The organism is Burkholderia sp. LS-044 (assembly GCF_004803625.1).
Taxonomy (GTDB): Bacteria; Pseudomonadota; Gammaproteobacteria; order Burkholderiales; family Burkholderiaceae; genus Burkholderia; species Burkholderia cepacia.
The window spans coordinates 74,446-92,623 of the sequence record NZ_SSWO01000019.1 but is presented as its reverse complement, the minus strand read 5'-3'; the positions used below and the strand labels follow the sequence as shown (position 1 = coordinate 92,623).

Sequence of the window (18,178 nt, the reverse complement as noted above, 5' to 3'; positions counted from 1 at the left end):
CGCGGCGAGTAGCGGCAAAGCAATGCGGGCAGAGATCAAAACATGAAAACGAATACGAATACGAAAAAACAGACACGTCGACCGGGAAAGTCTTCACAACGCAAGTCCTCTACCGAAGGAATGGCCAAATCGGCCGCGAGTTCAGCGTCGACTGGAGGGCAGGGAGTCACATTCGAAAATCGTGCCCAGGCTGTCAAGCTGATCCACATGTGTTTAGGTGCGCCTTCCCCGGGAATTGCTGAAGGGTGGGTCATCGCAGAACTGCGCTTCCAGGCACGCGCGCATGGACCGCAAACGGACGATCTGGTTTGCACAGTCGAGAACTCGGCGGGTCACCGGCATCGCGTGTTCTTCCAAATGAAATCAGGACTGACCGCAAGACGGTCGACCAAAGCTTTCCAAGATGCAGTCGGGGGGGCTTGGCTTGACTATCAGCAACCGGAGCTGTTCTCAAGAGGCAAGGATCGCATCGTTATCGTTCATGATGCCGACGGGCGTCATCACATGAGCGGTGCGACCGCAGTTGCGAAGGCGGCAAGCCTGTCGCTGTCGAGTCGAGAGTGGCTCGAAAAAATCGATGCGGTCGGGGTTAGCAATGCACTGAAGCGAAACGCCGTCTCTGCATTCAAAACCGTTGTCGCGAGTTTTGCGCGAAGACCGATTGACGACGAGGAACTCTACACGTTCCTTCAACATGTGAGCTTCCTCGCGCATGACTTAAAGGAAGACGGCACTCCCGAGCACGTGCAACTCGTCAACCTGATTCGCTCGAGTTTGCTGTCCAGTGGCTACACTGCCGATCCCAATCACGTCTGGTCGAAGTTTGTGACATCGTGTATGTCACTCAATGCGAGCGCAGGCGGGATAGCGCTCGATTCCTTGGCCGAGGTGATTGGCGATGACCTCGCTCGCGCGTTCAAGATCATCCGCGACGCAAGCGCTCAACAATACACTCTCGGCGCGCATGCTGGTGCGTGGAATCACGGCACTTCTCCCGTTGGCGTGGCAGTCGGTATCTCAACGGCGACGCTACCGACGGGCAATACGGGAGGTCAAAGTGCGATTCCTGCCTCGCGCGAATCATCCGAAAACAAGCTCATCTCCCGACAGCTCGATCAACTCAATACTCGAATTCGGGAAGGCCGGTACCGAGATGCGCTGAATGACCTCGGAAAGCTCGGCGAGGATCTGGAACCGTTCGATGCGCATCAGCGCGCGCGTTGGTACCTCATGCGCGGGACATGCCGCTTCAATCTCGACCGTGACCAGGACGCCGCGGCTGATTTTCTAAAGGCAGCTGCCTTGTGCGATGACGACGACAAGCTCGCCGCTGCACGGGTGCGCGGTTTGTTGCTAGCGAACGATTTCGCGGCGGCGGAAAAGGCTGGCCACGAGGCGCTCGAGCGATTCCCGCAGTCGCTTTCGGTCTGGTTAATCGCCAAAAACGCGGAATTGGTGCGAGGCGGGTCGCTAGCGGAGGACGCGATTCCTTGTGAGTACCGCCAAGAGGCCGACGCGTTTCAACTGGTTGCCTTTAGCCGCTACCGAGCCGGAGATATCAATGGAGCAGCCGCGGCAGCTCGAAAGGCGTTGGACCTTCAAGACGTAAGCTTCTTCAACAGGGATAGGGCGCTGGGATATACGCTTGAGTGGGTGGCGGCTAGTCCGCTCAACATCGCCTTTCGCATGCTTGACACGGCGGAGTTGAATGCGCTGGGCGACGTAGCAGCGGCGTTCGAGCCGCGGCACGAAAAGCTGTGGACGGTCCAGTCAACAGCGACACTGAAAGCGACGGTGGTCAACCTTGGCTACGTCTATGTCCTTTTGAAGCGGACCAACGACGCCTTAGATCTGCTGCGTGAGGCGCGCGCGAGATCGATAGACGGGTCGGAATTTATCCGTTTGGAGATCGAGGCCCATCGCGGCGGTGGTGATATCGACCGCGCTTTGGAGGTTGGGCTGTCCTCACTCCACGCGATGCCCGCCGATGCCCTGGTCACATTCGCTCAGACATGTGCAAATGTAGGAAAACTCGAACCGATTGAGCGAGCAATCGAGGCTGCGGCTAACTTGCCGACCGATTGCGAACGCGCGGTCGAATCGATCAGAGTATTGCTGTGGCAAGCGCTTGCGAAGGACGGACGTCACGATGAGGTTATGAAACAGCTAGAAGCCCAGGACCTATCGACATCGACGTCTATTGCTGCGATTGCGGTCGGATCGGACATGCTTCGTCGCGCCGGCCGCTTGGAGCGGGCAGATAGTCTGCTCGCCCGCGCGGCCACACTCGTGAACCAAACGGGCGTAGAGCAGGAGCGCTATATGTTAGCGATGGCCTATTTCCAAGCTGGACGATTTGAGGAATGTGCCGAGATATACGCTGCGATGCTAAGGTCCGGGGTGCACAGTGAGCTTCATAGCGATCTGCTATTTTGCTACATGCGCCTCGGTGCGTATGCGAAGGCCCGGCAACTTCTCGACTCCCTTCACGAGAGCTGGATCGAAAACGACGGTGCGCGGCACTTGGCCATGGAACTCGGTCAGGAAGTCGGCGATTGGGCGTTGCTCAAGCAGCTCTCATTGGTTCAACTGAGGCACTACCCCGGCCAAGCGATGAGTTGGTTGTTTCGGCTGACCACGGCCGCTCGGGACTCGGATGGGGAGCTTTTGTCCGTGCTGGATCAAATTCCCGAGTTGCTCGAAGGCACCTCTCGAGAGTTGACACAAATTGCCACATGTGAAATGAGTCATGGATTCGAGGAACGCGGCCTCCGACGTCTCTATCGCATGCGCCGGTTGAATATGGCGGACGTCGATGTGGCGGCAGCGCACTTGGCCGGCCATCTCGCCGTACACAAAGCGCTGCCGCACCTCGAAGTTAGTCGACCCGTGATCGAGGAGGGGACTTACTTTACGGTGGTCGACAATGCGGGGCGACCCTTTACCCGAGCTGTCGATCCTATCGGGTTCGACGGACTTCCAGATGCCGACGAATTCCGTTCCGCGTCATCAACGGACGTTGCCCCTTTTATTGGCGCAATTGTTGGAAGCGAGGTCGCCGTTGCTCAAACATTCGATGAGCCGAAGGTGTTCAAGGTAGTGACGATCGGATCGGCGTATCGTCGCCTGCTCGACACCACCCATGAAATGCTGAAGGGCTCAATTACCCAGTCATCCTACGTTTCGGTAATCAACCTGCCCGAAGACGAACACGGGGCTCTGGATTTTTCCCAGTTGAAGGCGCAGCTCCACCGAAGCTCGGAAGTCGGTCGACAAATCATGGAGGGGTATCGAAAGGCTCCTTTTACTATCGGAGGGGTGTGCCGAATGATGGGGCGCGGCGTTGTCGACGCAGTCTGTGGATGGCCCAACCAAGAAGCAAAGTTGGATGTCGGCGGTGGCTCGGAGGCACATCGTGCCGAAGCGGAAAGTTTGTTGTCTCGGAGCGATGCGGGTTATGTCATTGATGCCGCGACTTTGATCGAACTGGGGCGGCTCGACTGCCTACACGCATTGTCGAGCCTCCCGAAGCTATATTGTTCGACGAAGACCTATGGGCTTCTACGTGATGAGCTTGAGGAGTCACAGCGCGTGCGCGCCTCAGGTACCGCGATCGAACACAATGGCGAACTGGCGATCGTCGAAGTGACTGAGCAAGACTGGGGTCGACGCACCGCAATGTTGCAGGACGTGGTTGACGCGATCGATACGTACTGTGAAGTTCGACCGTCATACGGCCCGGCAGATTGGCACCGAGCCCCACAGGGGTTTCGCGACGTCATTTCGACCGAGGAGGCGGCAACATTAGCGCTGGGCATGGAGCTGGACGCAACTTTGCTGTGTCTGGACGCGAGACTGCGGTTGATTGGGGCAAGTTTCGGACTCGCGGGCGTATGGCCGCAAGCGCTCCTTGCATCGTGCAGAGCGTCAGGCCGAATGCGTGATCGGGAATACTCGGCGGCATGCATGAAAATGTTCTGGAGTGGTCGTAACTTCATCTCGTTGACGGCCGACGACTTGATCAGTGCACTCTACCAAGGCACGGAATGGGCCCGCGCCACAGTCACTTCGCTTCGAACACATCTGGCGGAGGACGACATTGACTTCGGTTCTGCGCTCCGCGTGTCCTTGGATTTTCTCAGTAAATTGACCAACTCGGGGCGCGGGCAATTTGGCTTTCTGATCGAAGTGACCGAATTTGTCATCGGAGGACTGGCGCGACATAGGCGTTGCCCGGAGAATCTGGCGGAGACTGCCAAGAACGCATTGCAGAGCGCACCAGCAATTCGCGCTCAAGGCGAAGCCGCACTCGAGTTGCTATTTGGCGTTATTGAAAATGCGTGTGCACGAGCGCGAACCGAGGCGACGGCATTAGAGTTCAAAGGACAGATTCTCTATTGCAGCGCGCCACCTTGGTTGTTGAACGGGCTAAGCTCGCATGACGCTGCAGTCCTACGCAATGTCGCTTCAGACGAAATGCCGGTGGAGGACGTTGGCACGTTTGACCACAATTCAACGTCGGGAATCGATATAGAGAGCGAGTAACCGCGAACGCGGAGAAGATCACTCTCTGTTTGACGGTTCGCGGCGTTCGCTGCGAGCACGTCTGTTTCTCCGGAAGCTGACGCAGTTTGATGGCGCATCGGCCATCGCGTCGCCAGGTACTTCTATGGCCTACATGGCAACCTGATCCTGCGTGGGCAGATAGAGCGCGCGCTCGAGGCGGCCGAGGCGGCCGAGGCGGACCTGATCGTATTACCTGAGCACCACTACTAGGCGCTTCGGCGCTGGAGAGACGACCAATACGGATTTTGAACGAAACAGGAAATTCCTGCACATGGTCGGTACGCCGATACTGGCCGCCGGCGTCGCGCTCGGCCATGGGCTTCTACCGTGGCTGGGATAAATTCAGGTCACGATAGTGAATTTGGGCGTTTTAGCGGAAGTGCCAGCGGGCATCGCTGCAGACCACAATGATCTACTTGACCGCAGAACAACTGCGGCTCAAATTCGTATCGACAATAGGACGACTGCTTTGCTCGCCGTCGACGGGCCGCGCGGAGCGTCCACGATAATCAAGAATAAGGAATAACTGAATTGACACTCCGATTCTCTGACGACGGCCCCGCGTTTCCTAACGATCTTGTGGACCGCATGCTCGCTGGCGAAGTCGTGCTTCTTTGTGGCGCGGGTGTCAGCGCACCTCAGTTGCCGACGTTTGGAGGCCTCGTCACCCAGGTCTACGAACGTGTCGGCGTCGTGCCAACCAAAGCGGAGTCGCTCGCTATCGAGCACTGGCGATACGAGGAGGCACTCGGCGCCGTGGCGCGTCGCCTCGTCAATCCGCAGCGAATTCATGAGGAGGTAGCAGATATTCTCGCTTCTGCGAAAGCGGATTTGCAGCACCACAAGACGTTGCTTCGACTATCGCGGGCCAGCGATAACAGATTGCTGCTCGTCACAACCAACTTCGAAGGTCTTTTCGAGCGCGCGCTAGATGAGGTTGAAGGAATTGGGAGCGGGAAGATTTGGAGTCTGGCAGGGCAGGCGTTGCCTCCGCCCGGCACGGATGGATGTCACGGTATCGTTCATCTGCACGGCCGGATCCGGGACGCTGTTGTAGGCCTCGAGGCTACGCCGCTTGTGCTTACAAGCGCCGAATACGGTGACGCCTACATGCGGTCGGGTTGGGCGTCACGCTTTCTATTTGACCTTGTACGGTGCAAGACACTCGTCCTTGTTGGGTACAGCGCCAACGACGCGCCGGTTCGATATTTTCTGAACCTGATGGAAGGCGACAGGGACCGGTTCGACGATCTGCGATCGGTCTACGCGCTCGACTCCTACCAACATGACGCCGCAGAGACGGAAGCACGCTGGGACACAATCGCGGTCGTGCCGATCCCCTACCGGAAGCGGCGTGATGATGGTAACGCACACAATGCACTTTGGGAGGATCTTGGCCAACTGGCCGATCTGGTCGAGCGACCGCGGCTCGCACGCCGCGAACGAGCCAAGATTTTCGCCAGATCATTCGCTTCAGTTACCGCAACTGAACGCGAGGAGGCCGAATGGCTGCTCAAGGGAAAGAGCGACTTGTGGGATGTGGTGGCAGCGACGGTCGGGGATCCAGAGTGGTTCGAGTATTTCAACGCGTCCGGACTCTGGAAGCCTGATGATGCGCCGAAGATCATTGCGAACTGGTGCTTCCAAGCGCTGACCGAGCGAAAGCGCCTCGAGACCGCAATTCACTGGCAAAGCAGACTCGGTCGGTTATTTACCGACGGCGTGCGCCTTGCCCTCGCGCTGCAGAAGGTGCCACAGCCGTGGGCGCGGGCGTGGAAGGTGCTCGCGCAGATGCCGCCAAAGCGTCATGACGTGATCATGCATCATTTCAGACTCGCGCAGGCGCTGGAAGGGCCGATTCATGACGATCAGGATTTACGGAATGCGGTCAAGGCGATCACGCCCCAGGTCGAGCTCAAGGCGCGGTGGTGGCCGACCGGGGAAAGTGCTCGGCAGGCGCCAAAGGTGCTTCGCGATATTGTTACCGTGTCGCTTTCCCTCGACGATCCGTCCGACATGGACAGAGTTGTGAGCGCAGTACTTCAGGTAAAGGGGCGCGAGCACAGGCTAGCCGAGCTATGCAATGGCGCGCTGTCAGATGTTATCGCCGCCGCAGTTGAGCTGGATATCGTCAATTCCGAATGGGATGCACTGGATGGGAATGTGCCAGCCGTCGAGGCGCACGACCAGAACCAGTATCACGACGGATGCGTCCATTTGTGCGTCGTACTCTCGGCGCTCATCGCGAGACTCACACCGGTGGATCCGGAATACGCTCGCTCGCTGGCGCAATCATGGAAGCGTATGCCCGGCCTCCTAGGTCTGCGAATGTGGGTCAACGCGCTAAGGCTCACACCGCTTTTCACTGCCGATGAAGCGGCTTCCGGGATTCTCGAACTGCCGGAGAAGGCTTTCTGGTATATCAACCGGGAACTGGTTTTGGCAATGCGAGAACGACTCGGCGAAGCCCAAGAAGGGGCGGTCGCGAAGATTGTCTCGCGTATTCTCAGGGAGTCGCCCTCACTTTATCAGGACTACCCGGTCGAGGGTGCCGACTGGCGTCCGCAGGCGAAAGACTACCGGGTTTGGCTGATGCTAACCGCGATCCGGCTTGCTGGCGTGTTGCCAGCTGAGGGGCTCGCAGAACTGGACGCTATCGCGTTACGTTACCCTTTCATCACCGGCGATTATGAGGAAGCCGATCTATTTGGAAGCTATTCAACCGGAGTGCATTCAGTACAGGGTGACCCGGCTCCGCTGATCGACGCCGAGCCCGATGACAGACTTCGCGTCGCGCGGACGTTACGTAACGATCGCGACTTTTCGTCCAGATTGAGTTGGTCCACGTACTGCGCAGCACAACCGGCCGCGGCGTTTGAGCTCCTGAATGCAGCGGCACTCTCGAACGAGAACCTCGACCTCTGGAACGATTTTTTGGAGGCGCTCACGACGCTAACGGTGGTGAGAACCGAGGTGAAGCCGGACACAATGGGCCTTGTTCGCCGGGCATTTGATCGCCTTTGCGCCGCTGAAGATGACTTTGTAGCTCCCCTGTTGTCCGCGCTGAGCTATTTGCTCAGGGCATATACAAAGGTTTCGGAACGATACTGCGCGGGCCAGTGGTGGGACCGATTGTGGAGACTCTGCGAACAACACGAGGAACCCCTTGCGGAAGACGACGCCGGTAGGTTTTACGACCGGCTGATCAATCGTGCGTCAGGACGACTCGCGGAGCTTCTGCTACTCAGGTTCGACCACCGCAACGCGAATGGTGCAATTGCCGGGGATGACCGTCAACGGCTCGCGGTGGTAATCGGGTCCGACACAGCGGCCGGATGGTTCGGACGTGGTGCGTGCGCATACAACGCGGGCTTTATCCTACATACGGATTGGAGGCTTGCGTTGGGACCGCTCAGGGAACGACTGTCCCGTGATGACAGCGAGGGTATTGCGCTACGATCGGTGCTGCTGGGTGGCGCCCCGCTGTCGTTCGCCGCGACGCGGGCCTACAAGCGCCCGCTGTTCAAGGCGGCGATCGAGGCAGGTACGACCACCGGACATTCCGCCGTGCACGTTGCTTCCAGGTTTCTGCATCCTCTGGTTAGCTGGCGGATGAGTCCGGGCACCGGGAAGCCGCCTATTTCCACGGAAGAGGTTCGCCGCCTCCTATACAGTGCGTCGCATACCGTTCTCGCCGGCGCCGCGCAGTGCATGCGAATCTATGTTGCGCAGATTGGGCACTCGCCGGAGCGCACCTGGCGCGCTTTTGTCGGTCCGATCTTTCATGCGGTCTGGCCACGCGAGGCGCGGTTTAAGCGAGCGTCAGTTTCGAGCGACCTTGCCGCGCTGTGCGTCGGCACCGGAGCGGTGTTCGAAGAAGCATTCTTGAGTATCCGCCATTTTCTAACGCCACTGGATGGCGGTGGTTACGCAGTATCGCAGCTTGAGGAGTCCTCGATGGAAGGCACTGGAGCCCATGCCTGTTTGCAGTTCCTTTGGATCCTACTGGGTCCGGGGGCCAGCGGCCGTTCAACGGAATTGGCAACGATACTCGATAAGCTCGTCGCGATATCTCCCCGGCTCGAAGTCGACAGACGACTGCAGTGGCTGGAACAAAACCGAGCGATACGTTTTGAATGAAAGTTTGCGTGCGGAGGGTAGAGGCGGGAACCGGGAGTAAAGTCCGGCCCGGTTCGCACTGTACGGAGCAGTCCAGCATTCGGGTGTCACAAATTGAATGCTGGGCGACCCGTAGGGCATTCGTCCGTAAGGGCACGCGGCCGCTGTCGCCGTCCTCGATGCCAAGTCTGGGCTTGCCGCGGTCCGCGTGCGGCAGTCGACGGTCGCGGAATCTCGCTGACGACCGGCCCGCGGCTATTGCTTGAATCCGCGGCGATTGCAATCCGCTGCAAGCGAGTTATTCACGATTAATGGCATAAGACCTTGATCTATCGGCTCGGGATGGCTCGCGCGAGCGTCGACTACCGATGTCACCTGTGCAACGGTCCTACCGGACAGACAGGTGTTGTAGAGTTCGTTGAACTCCGGGGTTGGCGCGAAAAAGCGGACGGTATCGAGTGCTCCAGCAACGTAGGTTTGCCGCTGCTCGACCGGAAGGTCCTTATACTGCTCCGGCGAGAAAGCTTGAGCTAGCTGGCTTCTCGGCGCCGCGGAGGCGGTACAAATGACGCCTGCTGTAGGCGTTCATTATTAGCGCTAGCCGTGTTCAGAAACGTTGCTAGCGGAAATTCTCAAAGAAGCCTCGGCGAACAGGGACTTTTTGAAGCTTTCTGGCGGCTGCTTGGCCGTTGCGTTTCTGCAACAGAAACTTGGCCAATGTTCACTAACGTTGCTAGCACGTTGCACGTGTCGCGTGGATTGATAGGGATCCATATGGCTTCGATCGAAGAGCGGGCCGCTCGAGCAGCGAAGATTGCGTCCGTGCTTCGACTGCTTGGCAACGGCGTGCTTTCCCGGCAGCAGGCTGAACGAGCAGCACAGCTATTAGGCGTTCACTGCACCACCGTATATCGCCTGCGTCGACGTTTCCTCGCAGATCCGGTCGCCAGCACATTAGAGCCAAGGCAGCCGGGTAGGGCGACCGGGGGCAGACTGCATCACGGTGGAAGAGGGAGTGGCTCGATCCGTCAGCCGACTACTGTCGGGTGCACCACAGCCTGCTCGAGACTGTTCCGCAATCGATTTTCGCCAGAGCTCCGAATTTCGACGCCGCGCTGCGGGCGATATCACGTTATCGATGCCCACCGCTTAGGTTGAGCAAAACACTACGCTAGCAGTATTAGTGAACATTGCTAGCGCTCTGTTGAGCACGGCTAGCATTGATTGTGAACTCCTACAGTAACTGCCGGTAATGCCTGGCAGAGTCGCCCAACTGAGCGCGGAAATGACATTGATCATGGCACTACTGCCAGACGCCGCCAGGATCGGCGCGAACGCTTGCGCCATCCGTAACGGCCCCACGGCATTTGTCTCGAACTGCTGTCGCAGCATATCGATCGATGATGGTGCAAGCACTGCGCCGGAGCCTCCGATGCCGGCGTTGTTCACCAGCAAGCTGACGTCGCCCAATTCGCGGGCGAGCGCTTCGACCTGATCGGCGCGAGTCACGTCGAGCCGTACGGGCACCACGCCAGATGCGGTGACGGTGGACGCTTCGCGCGCTGCTGCATAGACCTTGGCCGCGCCAGCGGTAAGCAAGGCGCGGGTGAAGGCTGCACCCAGTCCGCGATTGGCACCCGTAACGAGCGCGACAGAACCTTGGATTTTCATGAAGACTTCCTTACAGAGAGTGGGTCAGTTGTGCGATGTCAAACGCAGCATGACGTAGTGCTCGTAGTGACCGACGCCGTTTTGCACGATGGGATCTTGTGAGGTGAAAGCGGCAATGTCATCCTCGTCCGGAATTTGGTAGAGGGAGACACCATAGCCACCAGTGTCATCAATCACAGGACCGTGTGCCACGATCACGCCTTGCGCGAACAACTCATCGAGAAAGGCGCCATGTCGCTTCATCAACTTCAACTCGTCGTCCGACATTGTCGCGAGAAAGTCGGGTCGCGGAGGAATGAACTTGCACAGGTAATATTTCATCAATACTCCTTATTGAATATTCTGAACCATAACCGTTCTAGCTTGACGGTTCGGTTCGTTCTACTCGCCTCCGGCGTGCTTATCCGGCGGTCCTGACGCTCTTGAGAATCGAGCTTTCGAACATCTTGGGCGCATAGCTTTGCAGGAAAAGAATCATCCCCGTCATCTTGCCAACCGGATTGCTGAACTTCGGTTCTTTCGTGCCGATCATTTTCGTGATGGTGTGCACAACCGCATCAGGCGCCTCGGCCTCATCGATACCTTTTTGCGTGGCGGCACGAACCTGTTTGCGGTAAGCGTCGTAGTCGGGGATATTGCCACCTGTAGACGAAACCGAATTTTGTCCAAGGTTGGTTTTGAACCACACCGGCTCGACCACGCTGACTTTGATGTTGAACTGGTTCAGCTCGAAACGCAGGGCTTTGAAATAACCTTCGACCGCATGCTTCGAAGCCGAGTAATAGGACAGATTCGGCGGGCCGATCAAGCCAACGATGGAACTGACGGTGATGATCTGCCCGCTCTTTTGCTTGCGAAAGAAGGGGAGCAAGGCGTTCGTGACCTTGACCGTTCCCCAGAAGTTCGTTTCGAACTGCTGCCGCCCGACTTCAAGCGGTGTCTCTTCAGCGATACCCGTCACCATGTAGCCCGCATTGTTGACGAGAACGTCAAGTTGCTTCGTATAGGTGAAAAGCTCATGCGTGAACGACTCGATAGAAGTGTCGTCGTCGATATCAAGGCGCAGCAACTTGAAGGGCACGTTCCGCGCGTATTTTTCCGGCTGACGACTGGTGCCGATCACGTTGAAGCCGTCCTTGTGGAGTTTGTTCGCCAGCATCAAACCAAAGCCCGACGATGCCCCAGTAATCAAAATTGTCTTCTTCATCTCTCCAGCTCCCGGTATTCGAAATGGCCTATGAAGGCTTGCGAAAAATTGTTGATGTAGATGGATCCGAGTTCGTCATTGCCGGCCTCCTTCAAGAACGACTCGGCGAGGCTGGCTAGAGTGGATGGCCATGCTGGCTCGGCAACGGCATGACGCGCGATTCGAGGTGCAAACCAATTCTGACGATCCTCGACGGTTGCTGCCATTCTGCCTGCCGATCGCGCCATGGACACTAGCCGATCACGCCAACAGACTCGCCGAACACGCCAATATTTACGCGGTCCCAAGTGGCGGGTTTTGCTATTGTGATGGCGCGATCTGCGGGATAGACTCATGCGATGAATACGAAAAGTAACTATCCCCCGAGCGGTCGGCATGGCCATCCGACGGACTATGCCATTTGGCCCGGATGGCGCTTGTTGATGCAGGATGCAGGCATTGCAGCTTCGCCGGTTTTGCGCCGTGCGCAGCTACCGGGGGATCTGTTTTCGCGTCAGAACGTTCGCCTCGATCCGACCAGTTTCTTCATGTTGTGGAAGGCCATTGAGGCCGAGGCAGCGACAATCAACGCGGACGTACCGGCAGCGCTGCAAATCGCAAAGGTGATGTCGTCGGACTGGTTCGATCCCGAGCTTTTCGCCGCGCTATGTAGTTCAAATATGGGCGGAGCACTCGACCGAATCGCGAAGTACGTCAGACTGATAGCGCCCATGATCATTCGGATCGATCGAGCGATCGAGCACACCACAGTTTCCATCGACTTCTTGGATCACACCCTGCCGCCACCCGATGTATTTCTCACTTTCAAGCTGGTCTTTTTCGTGCAACTAGCACGCTTGGCGACACGAAGTCCGGTACGCCCATTACGAGTGAGTTGGCCGTTGGCGACGGGCGAATCGAATGACAGCGTGGCCGCCTACCAAGCATATTTCGGCGTGCCAGTGACAGATGCGCCCTTAGCCACCGTTGTATTCGCTGCTGAGGATATCGAGCGGCCATTCCTGACCGAAAACCACAAAATGTGGCAGTTCTTCGAGCCATCGCTACGTCAGAGACTAGCGGATTTGGATAGGACGGCCAGTATGGCGGAAAGAGTGCGCAGTACCCTGCTGGAGACGCTCCCGGCAGGAGAGGTGTCCATGCAAGTGATCAGTCGAAAACTTGCGGTCAGCGTCCGCACGTTGCAGCGCAGGCTTCAAGATGAGGGAACCTCGTTCCAGCAAACGCTGGACACTTTGCGTGAATCGTTGGCCTATCACTATCTTGGCAACACTACGATGTCTAGCGCCGAGATCTCCTTTCTACTGGGATTCGACGATTCCAATTCCTTTGCTCGCGCGTTCCACTCATGGACTGGCAAAACGCCGCACAAGGTACGAACGGAGATTGGTGTTAGCAATAGCGAGTCGAATGCGGATACAGCCGGGGTGTAGTAGCTAAGCGCCAACTGACTCATCGGGATTTCGATCTCGGGCGAAATTTGTGCGCGCGACGATGCGCCGGGATACATCGGCTTGCCTCGCCGAAGAAGGCGTTCGAAGCATCCGCCCGTTCATCGATGCGCACGTTGAATGACCGCTCTCTGGACCGGCGACTGTCGCTTCAGGGTCGGCTACAGCCGACCGTGTTGGGCGGAAACCGGCCAGAAGCGACCAGTCGGGATGAAACAGCGGCAGGCCGCTTCGATTGATCAAGCGGCCTTTCATCGTCATCTCTTCAAATGGCCTGCGCCGTCGAGAATGCGCGTGCCGCAGCCATTGTATCCAGTGCTTCGCGCAAGAGCAGGATTTTGCCGTTGTTCGCCACCAGCCGCCCTGCGTACATCTGTCGATAGATTTTCCCCGTCGATGGCACGAGCGCTTCGACTTCATATTCGGCGAATACCTGCTCAGGCGTTTCGATCAGCAGCCGCACATTTCTGAACGAAAAATCCGGTACTTTCGCGAGCAGCGAGGCGATGAAGCCTTCGATCGCTTTTGGCCCCTGTGCTCGCCCGTCAATGCCAAGCGACTTCAGATAAGGGAGCTCCAGCACGCCATCGTCGGCAAACAGTGCAGCGGCCGCACGTGGGTCACGAATCGATTCGAGATAAGCGGAAAGCAGTTGTTTAGCGTCGTTCATGATCGGCTCGATAAAGGCGTTAAAGGATGCGATTCATTGCAGATGCGTCTTCAACGCAGTCGCCATCTGCTGCATCGCTGCGCGCGTCGGTGCGTCCGCAGCAAGCACGTTGAGTAGGCCGAAGTCGTGGATCGTGCCTTTGTACTGGATCGTCGTCACGTCGTTGCCCGCCTGGTCGAGCCGATATCCATATGCTTCGCCTTCGTCGCGCAGCACGTCGAACTGCGCCGTCTGGATGAGCGCGGGCGGCAAGCCCTTCAATTCGTCGAGTGACGCGCGCAGCGGCGACGCGTAGCGTTCGTTGCGCTCACCTTCGTCGATCGTGTAGGCATTCCAGAACCACTTCATCATGTCGCGGCTCAGGAAGTAGCCATTTGCAAAGGCGTCGTACGAGGCATTGTCGAACGCGTGGTCGGCCACCGGCCACATGAGGCCCTGGAAGCGGATTGCCGGGCCTTGACGGTCCTTCGCCATCTGGCTGACGACCGCGGCCATGTTGCCGCCCACGCTGTTGCCCACGACGGCCAGCCGCGCACCATCGACGCCGATCTCCGCGCCATGTGCGGCAACCCACTTCGTCGCGGCGTAGGCTTCGTTGATCGCGACCGGATAGCGCGCTTCGGGCGAAGGCGTGTATTCGACGAACACCGCCGCCGAGCCCGACTGGACAACAAGATCCCGCACGAGACGCTCATGCGTCGGGTAGTCGCCGAGAATCCAGCCACCGCCGTGGAAGAACATGAACACGGGCAGCACACCGCGCGAATCCTGCGGCTTGACGACGACAAGCGACACGACCAGGCCGTCCTGCTCGACCGTGCGGCGCGTGACGTCAATGCCCGAGACGTCGACCGGCACGCTGCGCTGGGCGCCTGCCAAGACTTCGCGCGCTTCGGCGGGCGTGAGCGTCTCGATTGCTGGGCCGGTGGCACTGTTCAGCGCATCGAGGAAGGTAACCGTCGCGGTATCGGGCGTGTTCGGTGTGGCTTGCGTATTCATCGTGATTCTCCTTTTGCTTGGTCCAGTGGCTTGCGACGTGATGTCGTGCAGCCGGTGGAAAGGAGAATACGGATCGGACAATATTTGCGAAATAGAATCGTTTGAAATCCATCATTGCATGAATGCAACGATGGACGCCGGCTGATCAACTGCGCCGATGGATCATTTCGGCCACCGCCATGTTGGCTCGGAAAGGTGCTCGGCAAAGTAATCCGACAGCGCCGCGACTTTCGCGGGCCGCGCGCGCGCCGACGGCGTAACGAAGTAAAGACCACCCTTCGTCAGCGACCAGTCGGTGAGGATCGCTTCAAGACGGCCATCGGCCAAATACTCGCCCGCGATGAATTCAGGCAGCTCGGCGATTGCAAGGCCATCGAGCAGCGTGGGCAACAGCGCATCGGAGTTCGTCACGCGCAGCGGGCCCGTCGGCATCACCGGCTCCTCCTCGCCTGCGTCGTTCGTGAAGCGCCATACAGCGCTACGCGCACGGTACGCATATGAGAGACAGGGGCGATCCACCAGCTCGCGCGGATGCGTGGGTCGTCCTTCACGTCTCAGATATTCTGGCGACGCCACCACGAATTGCGTCACCGCGCACAGCCGCCGCGCGACCAGGGATGAATCCGGAAGCGCGGCGATACGCAGGGCGGCGTCGAACCCATCGGCGACCAGATCGACCGACGCATCCGATAGATGCAGGTCGATTGACACCTCCGGATACGCGCGAAAGAAGCCGGGTAGCAGCGGCGCAACCCAACGCAGCCCATATGACATCGGCACGGCCAGCCGCACCAGCCCGCGTGGCTGCACCGACATTTCGCGCGCCGAGCTTTCCGCTTCCTCGGCCTGGTGATAGATCTCGCCGGCTTTCTCGCTGATCGTCCGGCCGAACTCGGTGAGCGAGAGCTGGCGCGACGTGCGATTGAAAAGCCGCGCACCCAGCCGGTCCTCCAGGCGGGCCACGCCGCGCGAGACCGTGGCGACCGACACGCCGGTCGCGCGCGCTGCGGCTGCAAATGATCCGTGCTCGGCCACCTTCGCGAACATCGCGAGCCCCTCGAAATCGGGTAGTTGAGCCATGTCCTTATCTTTTCATTTATGCAACGTTAAATTGCGATCAATTCTATTTCGAAAAGATAAGGCCGTCGATATTCTCCTCACATCGCAGCAAGCCGCTGCGACGCAAACATCCACCGACCATCGAAAGGAGCAATACCATGGCACGCAAACTCGACAACAAGATCGCACTCGTCACCGGCGCAACCAGCGGCATCGGTCTCGCCACCGCGCAACGTTTCGCGGCGGAAGGCGCGCACGTCTATCTCACGGGCCGCCGACAGGTAGAACTCGATGCCGCCGTGAAAGGCATTCGCGAAGCCGGCGGCAACGCGACCGGCGTCCGTTCGGATTCCACCCAGCTCGATGAACTCGACGCGCTGTATGCGCAAATCAAGGAAGAACAGGGGCGCCTCGACGTCCTGTTCGTGAACGCCGGCGGCGGCTCGATGCTGCCGCTTGGCAACATCACCGAAGCGCACTACGACGACACCTTCGACCGCAACGTGAAGGGCGTGCTGTTCACGGTGCAAAAAGCGCTGCCGCTGCTTGCCGAGGGCGCATCGGTGATTCTCACCGGCTCGACGGCAGGTAGCGCAGGCACCGCGGCGTTCAGCGTGTATTCGGCTTCGAAAGCGGCGGTGCGTGCCTTTGCACGCAGCTGGATTCTCGACCTCAAGGAGCGCCGCGTCCGCGTGAACACGATCAGCCCGGGCGCGACTCGCACGCCGGGCCTGCTCGACCTCGCCGGTGACGACGCCACGCAACGGCAAGGGCTTGCCGATTACCTGGCTTCCCTGATTCCGATGGGGCGCCTCGGTGAACCGGAAGAGATCGCCGGCGCGGCGCTGTTCCTGGCCTCGGACGACGCGAGCTTCGTGAACGGTATCGAATTGTTCGTCGACGGCGGCCAGCAACAGATCTGAGCCAGGTTGAGCACGCGGGGTGTGGTGGACGCGGTCTTCGACGATCGCGATCCACGCCCGGCGCACTCGAATCGAGCATCGTCATGATTGAACATCGGCCTTTTCCTTCGCTTGACGCAATCCGGCGCGACGGCGTTGATGTCCGCCAACATTTCCGCGCGGGCGACGTCGGGCACGCCGACCATGCGCCGCTCGGTCCGCTCCATATGTGGAACGACATCGAATTCGCGCAGCACGCGGGCCTCGGGCTTCGTGTTCACCGCGACGTCGAGATCGTCACGTGGGTACGTTCGGGGGCCATCACCCACGAAGACGATGCGGGCAATCGCGCGCGCCTGGTTGCCAACTGCGTCCACGTGATGAGTGCCGGCACGGCGATCCATCATGCCGAGCGCAACGAGGAAAACATACCCGCGCGGCAGTTTCAGATCTGGCTCCGTCCGCGCACACCGGCCGGTACGCCGCGCTGCTCGACGCGGGTCTGTTCGCCAGGATGTCGAGAGGGCCGATTCGTCACACTGGCGAGCGGCGATCCGGAGGATGTCCGCACGGGTGCTTTGCCCCTCCATGCCGACGCGCGGGTGCGTATCGCGACGCTGCGCGAAGGCGCGGCAATGCAGCACGTTTTGCCGATGCCCGGTTCGGCTTATTTGGTTGCGGATCATGGGCGACTGGACATAGGGCCGATCAGGCTGACGCGACGCGATGGCATTGCCGTTCGAGATGAAGCGCGGCTCGTATTGAGGGCGCGAGACGACACTGATGTCGTGATTGTTGAGCTCTTGCGCTAGGACAAGGGCTCCATTAGGGCGTGCCGCAGCCCCATTCATTGCTGTTTCCGACTTCGAGAAAACGCGTCCGTGAGAGTTGGGTGGCTGTTTGGGGAGCGAACTGCAGACTGTGATACTGACGCTGCCTATGGCGGAGATGGGTCGATCTGCGCCGGTCGCGCGTTGTAGGGCGGTGGCCGGCCGCGTTCGGCCAGGAAGGGACGCTCGCGGCCGCCGGCATCGTGACGTTCGAACGACGGTTCGTCTCCGGGAAGCGTCGCTGCATCTGTGGCCGACACCCCGTGCGAGAGATCATGATTCTGCCCCTGGCCGAATTCGGCCAGCCGAAACGAGGCGTGCCGGCTCTTCGTCCAAAGAACGGCAAAAATCAGTGCTGCTGTGCGCCGGATTGAATCGCGGCCTGACGCTGCGATGACGTTTGCTCAGCCTGCAATCGCGCTTCAGCCTTTTGGAGCCCCGCCGGGTAGTCCACATCAACGGAAAGCGGGTTGTAGCCGGCTTGTTCGAGGTTCGCAAGTTCGGCGCGTACTTGTGCGCGCGAGAGCGGCATGTCGCTCTGGGCGAACGACGTAAGGGGAGCCGAGGCGAGCAGGGCGAGGCCAGCCGTCACGATAATCTGTTTCATCACATACGTAATTTTGGGCGTCGGTTCAACTGAAGTACTGCTAGAAGTCTCGAAGTATATGCGCCTAAAGCTAGGTATTTACCCTTATTCTGACAAT

The 18,178-nt window shown here is 59.0% G+C and carries 13 protein-coding genes; 5 read left to right on the top strand and 8 right to left on the bottom strand.

Features of this window, described 5'->3' with window-relative positions:
* The first annotated feature begins 42 nt into the window (after positions 1–42).
* Entirely contained in the window at positions 43–4,545 is a 4,503-nt protein-coding gene (locus E9536_RS34350) for a tetratricopeptide repeat protein (RefSeq protein WP_124919377.1), read from the top strand.
* A 552-nt stretch (positions 4,546–5,097) separates the two neighbouring features.
* The gene (locus E9536_RS34345; RefSeq protein ID WP_124919378.1) at positions 5,098–8,706 is read left to right on the top strand and encodes an SIR2 family protein; all 3,609 of its coding nucleotides are present in this window, start codon (positions 5,098–5,100) and stop codon (positions 8,704–8,706) included.
* Between the two features lie 1,128 nt (positions 8,707–9,834).
* Here E9536_RS34345 and E9536_RS34330 read toward each other — a convergent pair.
* The 4 genes from E9536_RS34330 to E9536_RS34315 form a co-directional block, all read right to left on the bottom strand.
* Positions 9,835–10,356, bottom strand: a complete 522-nt coding sequence (locus tag E9536_RS34330; RefSeq protein ID WP_247873546.1) for an SDR family NAD(P)-dependent oxidoreductase — start codon at positions 10,354–10,356, stop codon at positions 9,835–9,837.
* A gap of 24 nt (positions 10,357–10,380) precedes the next feature.
* Positions 10,381–10,677 carry a YciI family protein gene (locus tag E9536_RS34325; RefSeq protein WP_011548563.1) on the bottom strand — a complete coding sequence of 99 codons (297 nt, stop codon included), beginning with the start codon at positions 10,675–10,677 and terminating at the stop codon, positions 10,381–10,383.
* Positions 10,678–10,756: 79 nt separating this feature from the next.
* Positions 10,757–11,563 carry an SDR family NAD(P)-dependent oxidoreductase gene (locus E9536_RS34320; RefSeq protein ID WP_011548562.1) on the bottom strand — a complete coding sequence of 269 codons (807 nt, stop codon included), beginning with the start codon at positions 11,561–11,563 and terminating at the stop codon, positions 10,757–10,759.
* Positions 11,560–11,769 (bottom strand): hypothetical protein, encoded by a 210-nt coding sequence (locus E9536_RS34315; protein ID WP_124920132.1) that lies wholly within the window; start codon positions 11,767–11,769, stop codon positions 11,560–11,562. Before E9536_RS34315 ends, E9536_RS34320 begins: the two co-directional genes overlap by 4 nt.
* Positions 11,770–11,985: 216 nt before the next feature.
* Between E9536_RS34315 and E9536_RS34310 the strand changes: the two genes are divergently transcribed.
* Complete coding sequence (locus E9536_RS34310; protein WP_172535134.1) at positions 11,986–12,996, top strand: AraC family transcriptional regulator; 1,011 nt, start codon at positions 11,986–11,988, stop codon at positions 12,994–12,996.
* A 283-nt stretch (positions 12,997–13,279) separates the two neighbouring features.
* Here E9536_RS34310 and E9536_RS34305 read toward each other — a convergent pair whose 3' ends face one another.
* From E9536_RS34305 to E9536_RS34295, 3 genes are all read right to left on the bottom strand, one after another.
* Positions 13,280–13,684: a nuclear transport factor 2 family protein gene (locus tag E9536_RS34305; protein WP_011548560.1), complete on the bottom strand. Its 405-nt coding sequence runs from the start codon at positions 13,682–13,684 to the stop codon at positions 13,280–13,282.
* Positions 13,685–13,717: 33 nt separating this feature from the next.
* Positions 13,718–14,683, bottom strand: coding sequence for an alpha/beta hydrolase (locus E9536_RS34300; RefSeq protein WP_011548559.1), 966 nt, complete (start codon positions 14,681–14,683; stop codon positions 13,718–13,720).
* A gap of 162 nt (positions 14,684–14,845) precedes the next feature.
* Positions 14,846–15,763, bottom strand: a complete 918-nt coding sequence (locus E9536_RS34295) for a LysR family transcriptional regulator (RefSeq protein ID WP_011548558.1) — start codon at positions 15,761–15,763, stop codon at positions 14,846–14,848.
* A 137-nt stretch (positions 15,764–15,900) separates the two neighbouring features.
* Here E9536_RS34295 and E9536_RS34290 point away from each other — a divergent pair, with 137 nt between their 5' ends.
* Both E9536_RS34290 and E9536_RS34285 read left to right on the top strand, forming a co-directional pair.
* Positions 15,901–16,665, top strand: a complete 765-nt coding sequence (locus tag E9536_RS34290) for an SDR family oxidoreductase (protein ID WP_011548557.1) — start codon at positions 15,901–15,903, stop codon at positions 16,663–16,665.
* Between the two features lie 83 nt (positions 16,666–16,748).
* A complete protein-coding gene (locus E9536_RS34285; RefSeq protein ID WP_011548556.1) occupies positions 16,749–17,456 on the top strand; it encodes a pirin family protein in 708 nt (235 codons plus the stop codon).
* A gap of 367 nt (positions 17,457–17,823) precedes the next feature.
* Here E9536_RS34285 and E9536_RS34280 read toward each other — a convergent pair whose 3' ends face one another.
* Positions 17,824–18,081 (bottom strand): DUF4148 domain-containing protein, encoded by a 258-nt coding sequence (locus E9536_RS34280; protein ID WP_011548555.1) that lies wholly within the window; start codon positions 18,079–18,081, stop codon positions 17,824–17,826.
* Between the last annotated feature and the right edge of the window lie 97 nt (positions 18,082–18,178).

Bases quoted from the DNA above. Each gene is read 5' to 3' on its own strand.
- E9536_RS34315 (WP_124920132.1), bottom strand. From the start codon at position 11,769: ATGGCAGCAACCGTCGAGGATCGTCAGAATTGGTTTGCACCTCGAATC.
- E9536_RS34285 (WP_011548556.1), top strand. From the start codon at position 16,749: ATGATTGAACATCGGCCTTTTCCTTCGCTTGACGCAATCCGGCGCGAC.
- E9536_RS34325 (WP_011548563.1), bottom strand. From the start codon at position 10,677: ATGAAATATTACCTGTGCAAGTTCATTCCTCCGCGACCCGACTTTCTC.
- E9536_RS34305 (WP_011548560.1), bottom strand. From the start codon at position 13,684: ATGAACGACGCTAAACAACTGCTTTCCGCTTATCTCGAATCGATTCGT.
- E9536_RS34350 (WP_124919377.1), top strand. From the start codon at position 43: ATGAAAACGAATACGAATACGAAAAAACAGACACGTCGACCGGGAAAG.
- E9536_RS34320 (WP_011548562.1), bottom strand. From the start codon at position 11,563: ATGAAGAAGACAATTTTGATTACTGGGGCATCGTCGGGCTTTGGTTTG.
- E9536_RS34310 (WP_172535134.1), top strand. From the start codon at position 11,986: ATGCAGGATGCAGGCATTGCAGCTTCGCCGGTTTTGCGCCGTGCGCAG.
- E9536_RS34300 (WP_011548559.1), bottom strand. From the start codon at position 14,683: ATGAATACGCAAGCCACACCGAACACGCCCGATACCGCGACGGTTACC.
- E9536_RS34330 (WP_247873546.1), bottom strand. From the start codon at position 10,356: ATGAAAATCCAAGGTTCTGTCGCGCTCGTTACGGGTGCCAATCGCGGA.
- E9536_RS34295 (WP_011548558.1), bottom strand. From the start codon at position 15,763: ATGGCTCAACTACCCGATTTCGAGGGGCTCGCGATGTTCGCGAAGGTG.
- E9536_RS34290 (WP_011548557.1), top strand. From the start codon at position 15,901: ATGGCACGCAAACTCGACAACAAGATCGCACTCGTCACCGGCGCAACC.
- E9536_RS34280 (WP_011548555.1), bottom strand. From the start codon at position 18,081: ATGAAACAGATTATCGTGACGGCTGGCCTCGCCCTGCTCGCCTCGGCT.